The organism is Streptomyces sp. NBC_00299, assembly GCF_036173045.1.
Lineage (GTDB): Bacteria > Actinomycetota > Actinomycetes > Streptomycetales > Streptomycetaceae > Streptomyces > Streptomyces machairae.
Genome location: NZ_CP108039.1, coordinates 182566 through 197590, shown reverse-complemented (window position 1 = coordinate 197590; position 15025 = coordinate 182566). Strand labels below are relative to the sequence as shown.

Below are 15025 nucleotides of genomic sequence, written 5' to 3'. Positions count from 1 at the left end.
TCGCCAGCGATGTCGCGCACCACCGACACCCCCTCACGGCGACGCGCACCCCAGGTAGCCGAGACGCCGCCTTCCGGGTCCACGCACGCCCGAGGCTCGCGGACCCTCAAGTACCGAATGCCTGAAGGAAGTTGCTCATGGCCTTATCGACGTCCAGCGTCATCACCCTGCACATCAACGGCGAGAAGCACACGCTGCCCGTCGACCACCGCACCACCCTGCTCGACGCCCTGCGCGAGCGACTCGATCTCACCGGCACCAAGAAGGGCTGCGACCAGGGGCAGTGCGGTGCCTGCACCGTTCTGGTCGACGGCCGTAGGAAGGTCGCCTGTCTGCAACTCGCGGTCGCGGCCGAAGGGCGTGAGATCACCACCATCGAAGGCGTCGCGGACGGCGACCACCTGCATCCGGTGCAGCAGGCGTTCCTCGAACTCGACGGATATCAGTGCGGTTACTGCACTCCCGGACAGATCTGTTCGGCGATCGGCATGCTCGCTGAGCACGCGGCCGGTTGGCCGAGCGCCGCCTCCGACGACGTACGTCCGGCGGCCGGGCCGCCGCCGCTGACCCCGGACGAGATCCGTGAGCGGATGAGCGGCAACCTGTGTCGCTGCAGCGCCTACACGTCGATCGTCGAGGCCGTCGCACGAGCGGCCGACGCCGACGCCGCGTCAGCTTCGGACGGGCCGGCGCAGTCCAGGGAGGCCGCCGCATGAGGGAGTTCGACTACCGCAGGGCCCCCGACGTGTCGGGTGCCGTCGCCCTCCTCGACGACGATCCGGACGCGCGCTACCTCGCCGGCGGCACCAACCTGGTCGACCTGATGAAGAGCGGCGTGGAACGCCCCGCCCGCCTCGTCGACGTACGGGAACTGCCCCTGGACCGCATCGAGCCGGCCGCGGACGGCGGACTGCTCGTCGGTGCGACGGCCACCAACAGCGACCTCGCCGCCCACCCCGAAGTCCGCAGCCACTACCCGATGCTGGCCCAGGCGGTGCTCGCCGGCGCCTCCGGCCAGCTGCGCAACATGGCCACGGTCGGCGGCAACCTCCTCCAGCGCACCCGCTGCGCCTACTTCACCGACACGACCAAGCCGTGCAACAAGCGCGAACCCGGCAGCGGCTGCCCGGCCATCAGCGGCGAGCACCACAACCACGCCATCCTCGGCGCGTCCGAGACGTGTGTGGCCGTACACCCCTCGGACATGGCCGTTGCCCTGACCGCCCTCGACGCCGTCGTGCATTACGAAACCGCTGACGGACAGAGCGAGTTGCCGATCGGTCAGTTGTATCTTCCCGTCGCCGAGACCCCGCACCGCGAGACGGCCCTGCCGGCGGGTGCGCTGATCACCGGCGTCTCCCTGCCCCGGGTGCCGGTCGCGGCCCGCTCCCGGTACCGGAAGGTGCGCGAGCGCGCCTCTTACGCCTTCGCCATCGGCTCCGTCGCGGCCGCGCTCGACATCCGCGACGGGGTCGTGCACGACGCACGCCTGGCGTTCGGCGCGGTCGCCTCCCGGCCATGGCGCGCACGCACCGCAGAGCGGGTCCTCATCGGGGCGCCCGCCACGGCCGAGACGTACGCGGCCGCCGCCGAAGCCGAACTCGCCGCGGCCCGGCCGCTGCCGCACAACGGATACAAGGTGACCTTGATGCGCAACCTGACCGTGGCCGTGCTGAGCGAACTCGCCGAGGAGGCCGCGCGATGACCACCACCGCGCCATCAGCCGCCGTACGCGCGGTCGGCACCGGTCACGTCCGGGTGGAGGGCCGGGACAAGGTCACCGGCGCGGCACGCTACGCGGGCGACATTCCGTTCACCGAACTCGCCTACGGCTGGCTGGTGTTGTCCACCGTGGCGCGGGGCCGCATCCGCGACATCGCCGGCGCCCTCCTCCTTGAGATGCCCGGCGTCGTCGCAGTCCTGGACCACCGCAGCGCCCCGCGCCTGGAGACCGACTACGTCGGCCTGCTGGGCAGCAGGCCCGACCCCACCTGCGCCGTCTTCCAGAACGACACCGTGCCCCACCTGGGCTGGCCGGTGGCCCTTGTCGTCGCGGAGACCCCCGAGCAGGCGCGGGAGGCGGCCGAGGCCCTGGTCGTCGAGTACGAACCGCTGCCGCACGACATCGAGTTCACCGGCAACCACCCGGACGCCTATCCCGTGGACGGCCACATGCCGGGAGTGACGGACAAGGGCGACCTGGAAGCCGAACTGGCCACGTCAGCAGCCGTCGTGGACGAGGAGTACACCACTCCGGAGGAACACCACCACCCCATGGAGCCCCACGCGGCGACCGCCCGCTGGGACGACGGCCGGCTGGAGGTGGTCGACTCCAACCAGGGCGCCACCTGGGTCGTCGGCGAGCTGGCGAACCTGTTCTCGCTGGATCCCGCGTCGGTGCGGGTGCGTTCGGAGCACGTCGGCGGTGGCTTCGGCAGCAAGGGCGTACGTGCCCACCAGGTGGCGGCCGTGATGGCCGCGACGATCCTCCAGCGTCCGGTGCGCGTCGCTCTGACCCGGCCTCAGATGTTCGCGCTGGCCGGGCACCGCAGCCCCACCGTCCAGCGGGTCAGGCTCGGCGCCGACGCCGACGGGCGGCTGCGTGCCCTGGACCACCGCTCGGTGAGCCGCACCGCCACCGTGTACGAGTTCGTCGAGCCGAGCGCCGGCGTGGCGCGGGTGATGTACGACGCCGACGCCCACCACACCGAGAACCGCGTCGTACGCCTCGACGTTCCCAGCCCCACCTTCATGCGCGCGCCCGGTGAGGCTCCGGGAGCCTTCGCGCTGGAGTCCGCGCTCGACGAACTCGCCGAGAAGTGCGGGATCGACCCGATCGAACTGCGACTGCGCAACGAACCCGACAAGGGCCCCGTCTCCGGCCTGCCCTTCGCCAAGCGCAACCTGCGCGCCTGCTTCGAGGAGGGCGCTCGCCGTTTCGGCTGGAGTGAGCGCGATCCCCGGCCGGGTGTGCGGCGCGAAGGCCGATGGCTGCTGGGCACCGGCACCGCCGCCGCGTCCTTCCCCGCGGGCGCCGCTCCCTCCACCGCCGCCATCACCGCCGAGACCGACGGCCGCTTCACCGTCCGGATATCGGCGGCCGACATCGGCACCGGCGCGCGGACCGCGCTCACTCTCGTCGCGGCTGACGCCCTCGACGTCGTACCGGAGCGAGTGACCATGCGGATCGGGGACAGCGAGTTCGGCTTCGCGATGATCGCGGGCGGTTCGATGGGCACCCGCTCCTGGTCCATGGCCATCGTCGCGGCCGCCCGCGAGCTGCGGGAACGACTCGTCCCCGGCATGGTCATCCCCGCCGAAGGAATCACCGTGCGCTCGGACACCACCGCGCAGATCGCCGCGCTCGCCAGGATGGAACGGCACTCCTACGGCGCCCAGTTCGCCGAGGTGGCCGTGGACCCGGCCACGGGTGAGGTGCGCGTACGACGCATGCTCGGCCTCTTCGCCGCCGGCCGCATCGTGAACCCGCTGACCGCACGCGGCCAGTTCACCGGCGGCATGATCTGGGGCATCTCCATGGCCCTGCACGAGGAAGCCGTGCGTGACCCGTCCTTCGGCGGGCCCGTCGGCGCCGACCTGGCCGGTTATCACGTGGCCACCCACGCCGACGTCCCGCGCATCGAGGCGGACTGGGTCGACGACACCGACCCCGACGACCCGGTCGGCATCAAGGGCATCGGCGAGGTGGGCATCGTCGGCGCCGCGGCCGCCATCGCCAACGCGGTCTGGCACGCCACCGGCGTACGGCACCGCAGTCTGCCCATCCGACCGGACCGCGTCCTGACGGCAGGCCGCGATGCTTGACCGTCTGCCGGAGCTGAAGAACTGGCTGGCCGAGGGGCGTGATGTCGCCGTCGCCACCGTCGTGTCCGTCGGCGGCAGCGCCCCGCGGGGCCCCGGCGCCACACTCGCCGTCGACAGGGCCGGCACCGTCATCGGCTCGGTGTCGGGCGGGTGCGTCGAGGGCGCGGTCTACGACCTGTGTGCGCAGGCGCTGGAGACCGGGCAGAGCGTGCTGGAGCGCTTCGGCTACAGCGACGAGGATGCGTTCGCCGTGGGTCTGACCTGCGGTGGTGTCCTCGACGTGATGGTCACGCCCGTGCTCGCGGACACGCCCGTCAGGGCGCTGCTGTGCTCGGCCCTGGAGATGGTGTCCAAGGGCGAGCCGGTGGCCATGGCCCAAGTCGTCGAGGGCCCGACCGCGCACTTCGGTGCCACCCTGCTCGTCCACGGCGACGGCTCCACGGAAGGCGGCCTCGGGATCCACGGGGACCTCGACCGCACGGCCGCGGCGCAGGCCCTGGCCGCGCTCGACGCCGGTCGCACGGGCACGGTGGAGCTGTCGCCGGACGGCTCGCACTGTCCCGACGGCCTCACCCTGCTCGTGGAGTCCAGCACGCCTCCGCCGCGGATGATCGTGTTCGGTGCGGTCGACTTCGCCGCGGCGCTGGTGCGGGTCGGTAAGTTCCTGGGCTATCACGTCACCGTGTGCGACGCCCGGCCGGTGTTCACCACGCCGGCACGCTTCCCCGAGGCGGACGAGGTCGTCGTGGACTGGCCGCACCGCTATCTGCGGGGCACCGGGACCGACGGCCGGACCGTGCTGTGCGTCCTCACGCACGACGCCAAGTTCGACGTGCCCCTGCTGGATGTCGCGCTGCGGCTGCCGGTCGCGTTCGTGGGCGCGATGGGCTCGCGACGTACCCACACCGACCGGGACCGCAGGTTGCGTGAAGTGGGCCTGAGCGAGGAGGAGTTGGCGCGGCTGAGGTCACCCATCGGGCTCGACCTCGGAGGCCGTACGCCCGAGGAGACCGCCTTGTCGATCGCTGCGGAGATCGTCGCGTCCCGCCGAGGCGGGACGGGCCTCCCGCTGACGGGTTCGGGGACACCGATCCACCACAGGGCGACGGTTCCGGCTCGCTCCCACCGCTCACCCGGCGGGCGGGAGCCGTCCACCGGAGTCGCGGACCTTGCTCCCCGGACGGCACCACCACCTCCGCCACCTACAACCCGGCGGGGGAGACCAAGCCCATCACCGACCCGGCCGGAACGACCCGCTTCGACTGCCGGGGAGCGCTCGACCGTGGTCGCCGTGACCTGTCGGCCCAGTTCGTCGTAGGTCGCACTGGGCGGTGCTGCCGGTGCCGTAGTCGGTGGTGGCGGTGACGTTGCCGTCCCAAGCTGCAGGCAGCTGGACGATCGATCCGGGCACAAGGCTCGCTGCCGCGTTGGCCTTCGCATTCGCCGGGTCCGGGGCCGGTCGGGTTGTCGGCCTCACCCCTGACGCCACACAGGTAACCGGCTCCACGCCTACGACCCATTCGGCACGGAAACCGCCACCATCGGCACCGCCCCGCCGTCGGCTAACCGTCCGGCTGGACCGACCCGGCCACCGGCGACGTCAACATGGCAGCGCGCTGCTGCAGGCCGGGCAGCGGCTCCTTCACCTGCCGTGACACCTGGACGGCCCTGAATGTGGGGCTCCTCCCCTCACATCGCGGCCACTCGGTGTTGCCGGCATGGCGCAGTCCAGGGTCCAGGTGGCGAAGACGGCGTCGCGGGGCTGCGGGGCGAGGAGTTCGGTAGGTCGGTCTCGGCGTTGCACGGCAATGTGGATGTAGCGGTACTCCGGGACTTCGGCGCCCGATAATGCTTCCGGCGGGCAGGTGAGTCCGGGCAGGTCGACGGCGTCGATGCGGATGTGCAGACCGGTCATCGTCCGGTCCGTTGGCCAACTCTCCGCAACTCAGGCGCACTTCATCTCTGATCGGCCCGAATGGCTTGTCGGTGGCCCTTCATGCCGCTAACTTAAGGCGTCAAGTAAACCAAGTTAATTGGCGACTTACATTCCTCCTCTCCTCCCCTCTCTCCGGGGCCGGGAGTTCCAGGGTCCGAGGTCGCACCTGTCGCGGCAGCGCGTGCACTCCCCATGACGCCGCGGCAGGGCACACCCCCCACCGCACCCATCGAGGTACCAGGAGGGCGCTGATGCGCCGAAGAGGTTCCAACTTCCTGACCGCGACCATGCTCTGCGCCGCGGGATTCGCCGCGGCACCCGCTCCCGCCGGAGCGGCGGACGCAGGCCCATCAAAGCCGACCGAATGGCGAGAGGCATTCTCGCCGGACGGCACCATCACCCGCGTGAAGATACCGAGGCAGGCCGAGGCCGCACCCTCGCGCGCCGACGAGCAAGCAGCCGCAGCTGCCGACGTGATTCCCATCCAGAACTCCGGGCCTTCCGACTCCCGCTTCGACATGGTGATCCTGGGCGACGGCTACACCGCCTCCGAGATGGGCCTTCTCCGTCAGCAGGCACAGTCGAAGTGGGACGAGCTCTCCACCACGGCCCCCTGGGACAAGTATCGCCAGAACATCAACGTATGGCTGGTAAACGTCGTCTCCAACCAGTCCGGTGTGGACAACGACCCCACCGAGGGGGTCAGCCGTGACACCGCCCTGGACATGGGCTTCTTCTGCGGCGGCCTCGAACGGCTGCTGTGCCTGAGCGAGCCGAAGGCCCAGGCGTACGCGGCCCAGGCCCCCGGCGTCGATGCGATCGTCGCCGTCGGCCACACCAGCAAGTACGGCGGTGCCGGTTACCCCAGCCTCGCCACCGTCTCGGGCGGCAACGAGCACTCCGGACGCATCGCCATCCATGAACTCGGCCACTCCGTGGGCGGCTTGGCCGACGAGTACTTCACCCCGGACACCACCTACCCCGGCGGCGAACCCGGCGAGCCCAACGTCACCACCGACCCGTCCGGCTCCAAGTGGGCGTCCTACCTCGGACAGAGCACTCCGGACGGCGGCACGATCGGCGCCTACGAGGGCGGCAGCCAGTACGAGCGCGGCATCTACCGGCCGTCGCAGGACTCCCTGATGCGCAGCCTCGACAAGCCGTTCAACCTCATCGGCCTCGCCGCGATGGACCAGGCCATCGGCTCCAAGATCAGTGGAGTGGCACCCGGCACGTCCGAACAGGCCCCACGCTAGACAGCAAGGCCCTCGGCCCGTCCGCGCCCTCACCTCAGTAAGGGCCGGACGGGCGCGAGTGAACGAGGACCTCGCCGGCGGCGGTGCCCAATGGCAACCAGACCAGCGCCCTGAACAGCACGTTCACAGAAGTGCTTCCGGCTGGCAGAAGCTGCCGTGCCGAGCCACCACAAGCCTCACGACCCTGATTCCAGCCAAGGGCAGGCGGGGCGACACTCGTCGTCGACCGCAGGGAGTCCGCGGCCGACGGTGTGCTCGCCCTCACCCGGCGCCACTCGCTTGGCGAGCAGCTCCCTCAGACGTCATCACCGGCCTGGGCGGCGAGGACGTCGACCTGCGCCCTTCACCGGCACCTCCTGGCACCTGGTCAACCAGCACCTCAATGTACAGCCGGCACCGCTGCGCACCCTGCGCCCGGACGCCCCCTGCGGAACTGGAGCGGTTCACAGGCGGACTCATGACCAAGGCCCCGCCCAGCGGCTGGCCAGCGGAGGTGTGTGGGCTGCTCGCAATGCGATCAACGAATGGCATTTCGGGTCCACCCCGCCCAGTCGCGGCCAGTACATCGCCCACGACATTGACGTCAGCCCAGCGGAAGCCACCGACGGCGTGATCATCCCTCTGCGGATCATCGCCCACAACGCCTGTCCCACCGGCGCCACCAGGACAGACGAGAAGGCCGCACGGGCCTGCACAACCTGCAAGGGGGAGGGGCCGATCATCCGGGAGCACCACTCCAGGCACGAAAGCAATGTGGTGCCGGAGTCGAGCGCGACCTGGGCGTTCACCTGCCGCACCGTCCTGCCGGTGATGACCCGCGTCGTGCCGGGAGGAGCGTTCGGCGGCAACTCGCCGATGCCCAACTGCCCCCTCGCCGGCCCGCCCTGCGCCTCTCCTGTGGGATCAGTCGACGAAGTCGGCCACCAGAGCTGCGAATTCGTCCGGGGTGGCCAGGCGGATGCCAAAGGTTTCGGCCTTGGCGCGTTTGGATCCGGCGCCTTCTCCGGCGACGACCAGGGTGGTCTTCTTGGAGACACTGGAGGAGGAGCGGCCGCCGGCGCGTTCGATGAGCTCGTTCATCTGGTTGCGGCTGAGCTTTTCCAGGATTCCGGTCATCGAGCCGGTGACCACGACCGTCATTCCGGCCAGTGGCCCGCCCGCCGCACCCGCGATCTCGCCGTCGGCGTCCGTGTCCCCGGTCGTGGCGGCAGCCGATGGGGGAGTGGCGCCGGGTTCGGTCATGTTCACCCCGGCGGCGACGAGTTTGTCGATGAGCGGGGCCAGTTCGGCGAGTTCGGCGACGATCGAGGGAGCCTTCTCGGTGCCGATGCCCTCGACCTGCTGCATCGTTTCGGCGTCGGCGGCGCGGATGTTGTCCATGGTGGCGAAGTGGCGGGCGATGCGGCGGGACATGGAGCGGCCGGTGCCGCGGACTCCGAGCGCGCACAGCACCCGTGACAGCGGCTGCGCCTTGGCCACCGCGATGGCGGCGAGGAGGTTGTCGGTGCTGGTCTCACCCATCCGCTCCAGGCCCAGGAGCTGCTCGCGGGTGAGGGCGAACAGGTCAGCGAGGTCGGCGACGAGGCCGGCGCCGACGAGCTGGACGATGCGGGTGGTGCCGAGGCCTTCGATGTCGAGCTGGTCGCGCCCGGACGCGTAGGACAGGGCGGCGACCAGGTGGCAGTTGCGGCCGTTCCCGCAGCGCCAGCGCTGCTCGCTTGTGTCGATGTCGGCCCCGCACCGCGGGCATGCCTCGGGAAAGACGATGGGCTGTTCGTCGCCAGTGCGCAGGTGTGCGACGGGGGCTTCGATGCGGGGGATGACGTCGCCGGCCCGGTGGACCATGACGGTGTTTATCTAGGGTTGTCAAGTCTCATGGCTGTTCAAAGCCCTGACTGCTACTCAGGGACATTAGGCACGTTGTTGGATGTGCGGTCGCCGGGGAGGGCCCAGTCTGGGTTGTGGCGGTCGGGCCAGGGGTCGTAAGACCAGCCGTGTCGGTGGAGCTCATCGCCTTCGTCCTGGAGGGCGTGACGAGCCATCCTGACGAAGTGGCCTTCAGCCGCCGGGACCTTTTCAAGCAGTGCGGAGAAGGCGGATATGTCGTCGGGATGCTCTTCGAGGGCGAACATGACGAGCGCGATAGCGGTCGTGATCTTGTGGACAGGGACGATCATAAGGTCCGGGCCTTCGATGCGGACCGGGGCTTCCAAGGCACGTAGTTCTCGAATCTGCACCTTGGCCTGTTGATAGCTGTTGCGGACATGCTCTGGGTTGTCCCGGCCCTCGGCGAAGGCGCTTTGGAGGATGGTCCTCAGTTCATCGATGCCGGTCAGGAAGTTCGTGTATGCCTGGGCGCGGGGTTCGCGGCGGTCACGTAAGTATTCGGCGCGGTGCTGCTCGCGTTGTTGTTGGTGCTGGGCCTCGACCTGAAGGCGTGCTTGCCGTTCGGCCTTGTGGCCGGTCACGTATGCGGCTGCGGTCGTGAAGAGTCCTCCAACCGCAGCGCCGATGACGCCACCAAGAAGTCCTGCAAGTCCTGCGTCCATGGGCAGGATTGTCGTTGTTCGTGGTCACTGCGTCAGGAGTGCATGCGTGAGCCTGTGTAAATGGCGGAGGCCCCGGCTGCCTCTTGTTGGGGCTTCCGGGGCCTGCCTACTGAGGGTGTTCAGGGACGGCCCAGAGCCCGGACGGTCCATCCCGCTTCGCGCCATGTCTCAGCGTTGAGGGTGCCGCGACCGTCGATGACCTTCGGTGTCGTGGCGCGGGCGGCGAGGCGGTGCGGGTCGATGTGGGAGAACTGCGGCCACTCGGTGAGGTGAAGCAGCAGGTCGGCGTCCTGGACGGCGGCGATCGGGTCGTCGATGTAGTCGAGTTCGGGGTGGGTCTTGCGGGCGTTGTCGAGGGCCTGGGGGTCGGTGACGGTGACGGTGGCACCGAGCTCGTGGAGCTTCTGGGCGACGGCGAGAGCGGGCGAGTCGCGGATGTCGTCGGTGTTCGGCTTGAAGGCGGCGCCCCAGATGGTGATCCGCTTGCCTGCGAGGCTGCCATCCAGCTGTTCGTGGGCGAGGTCGACCATGCGCTCGCGGCGCCGGTTGTTGATCGCGTCGACCTCGCGGAGGATCGTCAGGACCTGGTCGACGCCGAGCTCGCCGGCGCGGGCCATGAACCCGCGGATGTCCTTGGGCAGGCAGCCGCCGCCGAAGCCGAGGCCGGGCCGCATCCCGCGTCGGCCGATGCGGACGTCGTGGCCGAGGATGTCGGCGAGCTGGGTGACGTTGGCGCCGGAGGCTTCGCAGACCTCGGCGATAGCGTTGATGAAGCTGATCTTCGTGGCGAGGAAGGCGTTCGCGGACGCCTTGGCCAGTTCGGCGGTCGCCCAGTCGGTGACGATCGTCGGCGTCCCCGACTCGGTGATTTTCTCGAAGCACTGCCGCAGCACGGCTTCGGCCCAGGAGTGCTCGGTCTCGAAGCCGAGGACGAGCCGGTCGGGGCGGAGGGTGTCCTCGACGGCGAACGACTCGCGCAGAAACTCCGGGTTCCAGGCCACCTCGATCGCGTCCCCGGCGGGCGCGTATTCGTGCAGCAGGTCGCGGACGCGGGGTGCGGTGCCGACCGGGACAGTCGACTTCACCGCGACGACGGCCGGGTACTTCAGGCGGGGTGCGAGCTGGCGGACGGCGGAGAACAGGTGGCTGAGGTCGTAGGCGTTCTCGCCCGGCTGCTGCGGGGTGCCGACCCCGATAAAGTGCAGGTCGGCGAAGGCGGCGGCCTCCGCGTAGGAGGCGGTGAACTTCAGGCGCCCGGACGCGGTGTGCCGGGTGAGCATGTCGTCGAGGTCGCGCTCGTGGAAGGGCGCCTTGCCGGAGTTGAGGATCGCAACCTTGTCCATGTCGGAGTCCATGCCGAGGACCTCATGGCCGAGTTCGGCCATGCAGGCCGCGTGGGTGGCGCCAAGGTAGCCGCAGCCGATCACGGTGAGCTTCATGACGGGGTTCCTTTGCGAGGTGAGGGCCGCCGACGGCCCCCACCTCTGCCCCGCCCGGATGGGCGGGGTGCTCAGGCGGGCCGGGTGGCCTGGTAGCGGTTGATCCCGTCCCGGATGAACGGCGGGATCGTGCGGAATTCGAGGTCCTCGGGGGCGAGGAACTGGAGCTTGACGCCCTCCGCGAGGGGCAACTGCGTCTCGTCGCCGTCCCAGGAACAGGCGAAGAACGTGATCAGCTGCCCGGAGCCGTAGGTGTCGCGGATCTCGAAGAGCTCGAGAGGTCCTTCGACGGTGAGGCCGGCTTCTTCGTCGAGTTCGCGGACGATCGTCTCGGCCGGGCTCTCGCCCTCATCGGTGCCGCCGCCCAGCAGACTCCAGTGAGCGGGCCATGCAATATCAGGGAGGTCGTCCCGCAGGTGCATGAGGAGTTCGCCGCGGCGGTTGGTGATGATCGCGACCGCGCCGCGGGCGGTGGCCGGGCTTTCGGCAGTGCTGTCCTGGTGCATCCGGACACGGTAGTGAGGTGAGGGATCGTCATGCGGCAGCCCTCACCGTCTGGTCGCAAAACCAGGCGGCAGCCATGAGGGCCTGCATACGGGTGCGGTCGAACCGCCCGCCGGGCTTGAGCCCGCCCTCCAGCAGCGGCCGCATCGCGGCCGGGGCCTCGGCGAGGGCAGTGTGGATCTGGGCGTCCGCCCAGGCCCTCAGAGGCCCGTTCAGCCAGGCGGGGACGGGGCTGGCGAAGCCGAGCTTGTCCCGGCTGCCCCAGACCTCCCGCGGCAGGCCCAGAGCCTTCGCGGCATCGCGCAGGATCCGCTTGCCCTCGGCGGGGTGACAGATTTTGTGCTCCGAGGGCAGCCGGTAGGCCAGCTCGACCAGGTCGCGGGCCAGGTAGGGCGATCGGCGTTCGAGGGCGTAGGCGGAGGCGAGCTTGTCGCTGGTCATCACCAGCGGCCGCCAGGCCGTCGCCAGGTCCGCGAGGGTGAGGCCGCGTGCCAGGTCCCCGTCGGCCTTCTCCATCGCGGTGGCGATCAGGTCGCGGATGCGGCCGTCGGGATCGGGGCCGCGCAGGACGAGCCGGGTGACCGCCTCCGCCGGATCCAGCTCTTCTCCGGCGGCGTGCATGAGTTTCGCGGCCAGCGGCCGGTAGGCGTCCATCCCGGCGGCTAGGACGGCGTCCGGGCCGAAGAGGACCAGGGTGTGGCGGACGTAGCCCATGAGGAACTCGTCCGGGCCGAGGCCGCCGACGGCGACCTTCAGACCGAGGTCGGCGATCTTCCGGTAGGCCATGTACTCGGAGAACGTGGACGCGTTGCCCATCGGGTAGTCCAGCGCGGACATCATGTGCGGCAGGACCTTGGTGAAGTCGATGTGGTCCGGCTCGACCACGACGAGCTCGGCGCCGATGTCCGCCGCGATCCTCGTGGCGATCTTCGATTCGTCGAGCCGGTCCTGGCCGGGGTAGCGGACGGTGACGCAGACCGGCGGCCGCATCAGGTAGGCCAGCGCCGACGAGTCCAGCCCGCCGGAGAGTAAGAGGGCGAAGTCGCAGGCCGGGGCCCTGAGCGGGACCTGTTCGGCCAGGACGACGGATAACTTCGCCAAGGCCTCGGCGTAAGTGCCCTCGAAGGGCTGCCGGTCGGCCAGGGTCCAGTAGACGTGCTGGTCCAGCGAGCCGGTGGCGACGTCGAAGGTCAGCAGGGTCGCGGGGGCCAGCAGCTGGATGCCCTGGAAGGGGGTGTCGACGCCGACCGGGGTCTCGATCGCGAGGACCTCGGGCCGCAGGACCAGCGGGGCGGTGCCATAGCCGGTCAGGGTGGTGACCTCGGAGGCGAACGCGAGCCGGCCGCCGTCGAGGCGCCAGTAGAGGGGCTTCTCGCCGAGCCGGTCGCGGGCCAGGAACAGCTTGCCGACGCGCGGGTCATAGACGGCGAGGGCGAACATGCCGTCCAGCCCGTTCAGGCAGGACGGTCCGATCTTGGCCCAGGCCCGCAGCACGAAGTGCGCGTCCGTCTCCTGGGCGGCGAGCGGGATGCCCCAGGCCGCGGCCTGCTGGCGGTAGTTGTAGATCTCGCCGTTGAAGGCCAGCAGGACGCCGGCCTCGCGGTCGAGGTAGGGGCCGGGCATCGCCTGTGGATCGACGATCAGCAGCGTGTTCATGGCCAGCACTGCCCGGCCGTCGCTCGCGGCGGCGTGCATGGTGCCGTCCGGGCCGCGGTGGGCCTGCGAGGCGCCCATCGCGCCGACGGTCTCGTTGTGCCGGACGGCGTCGGCTCCGGCCAGTCCAGCGATTCCGCACATATCTGGTTCACCCCCGAGTGTGGTGGTGCCTTGGCGGCGGCCGCCGCCGGAAGGAGATCTGTTCCGGTTCCGGCGGCGGCCTGGACACTCATCACAGCCGCCCGACAAGATCACAGGGAGGGCTCGCAGGGGGGCTCACAACTCGCAAACACGGTTCGCGGCCTGTCCGGGAGGAATATCGTCAGTGACCCAACACGCGGAACGCGTACGACTCTTCGCCCCCAGTCGAGTACGGATCCCTCGTGCTCCACCAAGTACAGACATACGTGCTCAGCTGTTTGTTCGAGTCGTGCGTGGTCCGGCCTGTCACCGGCAAGGGAGAAGGTCGTGGCGTCGACCACCCGCCGGACCCGTCCGCCCAACGCGGACCTGGCCCGGCTCATCGAAGCCAGCGGCGCGAGCCACAAGTCCCTGGCTTGGCGCGTCAACCAGCTCGCCCATGCTGCCGGGATAGAGACGGACTATTCGCATACTTCGGTGGCGAACTGGTGCCGGCGGGGGATGACGCCGAAATGGCCGGTCCCGAACCTGTTGGCGCAGGCCATCGGCGAACGGCTCGGACGGCCCGTCAATCTCAGTGAGATCGGGATGGGCGAGGCGGAGACAATCGACGCCTCGGTGGGGTTGGATTTCCCGCGAGACCCCGCCGACGCCGTCCGCGTCGCCACTTCGTTCTGGAGCTCCGTGAACCGCCGCGACTTCTTGGCCGGATCCGGCTTCGCCGCCTCCGCCTTCACCACCCCCGTCACCAGATGGCTCGTCACCCCCGCCGACGAGACCGCCGACCACCAAGGCGGCCAGCAAGTCGGCCGGGCCGACCTCGACGAACTGCGCGAGGCCGCCGACGACGCCCGCCGCTGGGACTCCAAATACGGAGGCGGAAACTGGAAGGCCAACTCCGTCACCGACTGCCTCGACCACCGGGCCGCCCCGCTCCTGCAGGGGACCTTCTCCGACGAGATCGGCCGCGAACTCTTCTCGGTGACCGGAGAGTTGTCGAGGCTCGCGGGCTGGACCGCATTTGACGTCGGCCAGCACGACGAAGCCCAGCGGCACTTCATCCAGGCCCTCCGCCTGGCCCGCGCCGGCGGTGACGTGCAGCTCGGCTGCTATGTCCTGACCACGATGGCCATGCAATCCCTCATGCGCGGGTTCGCCTCCGAGGCCGTGGACATGGCCCAGGGTGCCTTCGAGCGGGCCAAGGGCCAGGCCGTGCCCCGCGTGCTGGCGTTCACCAAGCTCATCGAGGCCCGTGCTCACGCCCGCGAGAACGACCCCAGGGCCGCTTCCAGGGCCCTGAAAGCCTCCGAGGACCTGCTGGGCCAGGCGAAGGACGACAGCGGCGACGAGCCCGCGTGGATCGACTTCTATCACCACGCCCGCCTGTCGGCAGACGCCGCCGAGGTCTTCCGTGACCTGAAGAACCCCAAGGCCGCCCTCACCTGGAATCAGCAGGCTGCCGCCATGCTGCCCGGAGTGTTCACCCGCTCCGTCGGCATGCGGCTCGCCATCGTCGGGACCGCCCACCTCCAGGCCCGCGACCTCGACCACGGCCTCGAACTCGGCAACCGCAGCGTCGACATCCTCGCCCGCGTCCAGTCGAGCCGGGCCAAGGACTACGTCGCCGAGTTCAACACGGCCCTCGCGCCCTGGCGGCGCGAGCCGGCCGTCCGCGAGTTCGTCCACCGAACCCGCAAGGAACTCGGCGTCCCCGCCTGA

General features: G+C 70.0%; 12 protein-coding genes and 1 pseudogene. 6 read left to right on the top strand and 7 right to left on the bottom strand.

The annotated features are described in order from the left end of the window. The first annotated feature begins 137 nt into the window (after positions 1–137). The 4 genes from OHT51_RS00940 to OHT51_RS00925 are packed head-to-tail and all read left to right on the top strand — an operon-like array spanning position 138 to position 5143. Positions 138–716, top strand: a complete 579-nt coding sequence (locus tag OHT51_RS00940; protein WP_328876937.1) for a (2Fe-2S)-binding protein — start codon at positions 138–140, stop codon at positions 714–716. Continuing rightward, entirely contained in the window at positions 713–1705 is a 993-nt protein-coding gene (locus OHT51_RS00935) for an FAD binding domain-containing protein (RefSeq protein WP_328876936.1), read from the top strand. Before OHT51_RS00940 ends, OHT51_RS00935 begins: the two co-directional genes overlap by 4 nt. Next, positions 1702–3825, top strand: a complete 2124-nt coding sequence (locus OHT51_RS00930; protein ID WP_328876935.1) for a xanthine dehydrogenase family protein molybdopterin-binding subunit — start codon at positions 1702–1704, stop codon at positions 3823–3825. The genes OHT51_RS00935 and OHT51_RS00930 overlap by 4 nt, the downstream gene beginning before the upstream one ends. Next, positions 3818–5143 (top strand): XdhC family protein, encoded by a 1326-nt coding sequence (locus OHT51_RS00925; protein WP_328876934.1) that lies wholly within the window; start codon positions 3818–3820, stop codon positions 5141–5143. The genes OHT51_RS00930 and OHT51_RS00925 overlap by 8 nt, the downstream gene beginning before the upstream one ends. A 324-nt stretch (positions 5144–5467) precedes the next feature. On the opposite strand, the gene OHT51_RS00920 is transcribed toward OHT51_RS00925, so the two are convergent. Continuing rightward, positions 5468–5740: a DUF5990 family protein gene (locus OHT51_RS00920; RefSeq protein ID WP_328876933.1), complete on the bottom strand. Its 273-nt coding sequence runs from the start codon at positions 5738–5740 to the stop codon at positions 5468–5470. Positions 5741–6165: 425 nt separating this feature from the next. Here OHT51_RS00920 and OHT51_RS00915 point away from each other — a divergent pair, with 425 nt between their 5' ends. Next, the gene (locus OHT51_RS00915) at positions 6166–7017 is read left to right on the top strand and encodes a M64 family metallopeptidase (protein WP_328876932.1); all 852 of its coding nucleotides are present in this window, start codon (positions 6166–6168) and stop codon (positions 7015–7017) included. A 455-nt stretch (positions 7018–7472) separates the two neighbouring features. Here OHT51_RS00915 and OHT51_RS00910 read toward each other — a convergent pair whose 3' ends face one another. The 6 genes and pseudogenes from OHT51_RS00910 to OHT51_RS00885 form a co-directional block, all read right to left on the bottom strand. After that, positions 7473–7880 carry a hypothetical protein gene (locus tag OHT51_RS00910; RefSeq protein ID WP_328876931.1) on the bottom strand — a complete coding sequence of 136 codons (408 nt, stop codon included), beginning with the start codon at positions 7878–7880 and terminating at the stop codon, positions 7473–7475. 40 nt (positions 7881–7920) lie between these two features. Beyond that, positions 7921–8865: pseudogene (locus OHT51_RS00905) on the bottom strand (helix-hairpin-helix domain-containing protein); the annotation flags it as partial. A gap of 50 nt (positions 8866–8915) precedes the next feature. Continuing rightward, the gene (locus OHT51_RS00900; protein WP_328876930.1) at positions 8916–9566 is read right to left on the bottom strand and encodes a hypothetical protein; all 651 of its coding nucleotides are present in this window, start codon (positions 9564–9566) and stop codon (positions 8916–8918) included. Positions 9567–9685: 119 nt separating this feature from the next. Then, entirely contained in the window at positions 9686–11005 is a 1320-nt protein-coding gene (locus tag OHT51_RS00895) for a UDP-glucose dehydrogenase family protein (RefSeq protein WP_328876929.1), read from the bottom strand. Between the two features lie 71 nt (positions 11006–11076). After that, positions 11077–11511, bottom strand: coding sequence for an NUDIX domain-containing protein (locus OHT51_RS00890; protein WP_328876928.1), 435 nt, complete (start codon positions 11509–11511; stop codon positions 11077–11079). Between the two features lie 28 nt (positions 11512–11539). Continuing rightward, positions 11540–13306 (bottom strand): asparagine synthetase B family protein, encoded by a 1767-nt coding sequence (locus tag OHT51_RS00885; RefSeq protein ID WP_328876927.1) that lies wholly within the window; start codon positions 13304–13306, stop codon positions 11540–11542. Positions 13307–13633: 327 nt separating this feature from the next. Between OHT51_RS00885 and OHT51_RS00880 the strand changes: the two genes are divergently transcribed. Continuing rightward, a complete protein-coding gene (locus OHT51_RS00880) occupies positions 13634–15025 on the top strand; it encodes a sporulation protein (RefSeq protein ID WP_328876926.1) in 1392 nt (463 codons plus the stop codon).

Coding starts and splice junctions, on each gene's coding strand:
- OHT51_RS00885 (WP_328876927.1), bottom strand. CDS start 13,306: ATGTGCGGAATCGCTGGACTGGCCGGAGCCGACGCCGTCCGGCACAAC.
- OHT51_RS00935 (WP_328876936.1), top strand. CDS start 713: ATGAGGGAGTTCGACTACCGCAGGGCCCCCGACGTGTCGGGTGCCGTC.
- OHT51_RS00895 (WP_328876929.1), bottom strand. CDS start 11,005: ATGAAGCTCACCGTGATCGGCTGCGGCTACCTTGGCGCCACCCACGCG.
- OHT51_RS00920 (WP_328876933.1), bottom strand. CDS start 5,740: ATGACCGGTCTGCACATCCGCATCGACGCCGTCGACCTGCCCGGACTC.
- OHT51_RS00940 (WP_328876937.1), top strand. CDS start 138: ATGGCCTTATCGACGTCCAGCGTCATCACCCTGCACATCAACGGCGAG.
- OHT51_RS00890 (WP_328876928.1), bottom strand. CDS start 11,511: ATGCACCAGGACAGCACTGCCGAAAGCCCGGCCACCGCCCGCGGCGCG.
- OHT51_RS00925 (WP_328876934.1), top strand. CDS start 3,818: ATGCTTGACCGTCTGCCGGAGCTGAAGAACTGGCTGGCCGAGGGGCGT.
- OHT51_RS00900 (WP_328876930.1), bottom strand. CDS start 9,566: ATGGACGCAGGACTTGCAGGACTTCTTGGTGGCGTCATCGGCGCTGCG.
- OHT51_RS00930 (WP_328876935.1), top strand. CDS start 1,702: ATGACCACCACCGCGCCATCAGCCGCCGTACGCGCGGTCGGCACCGGT.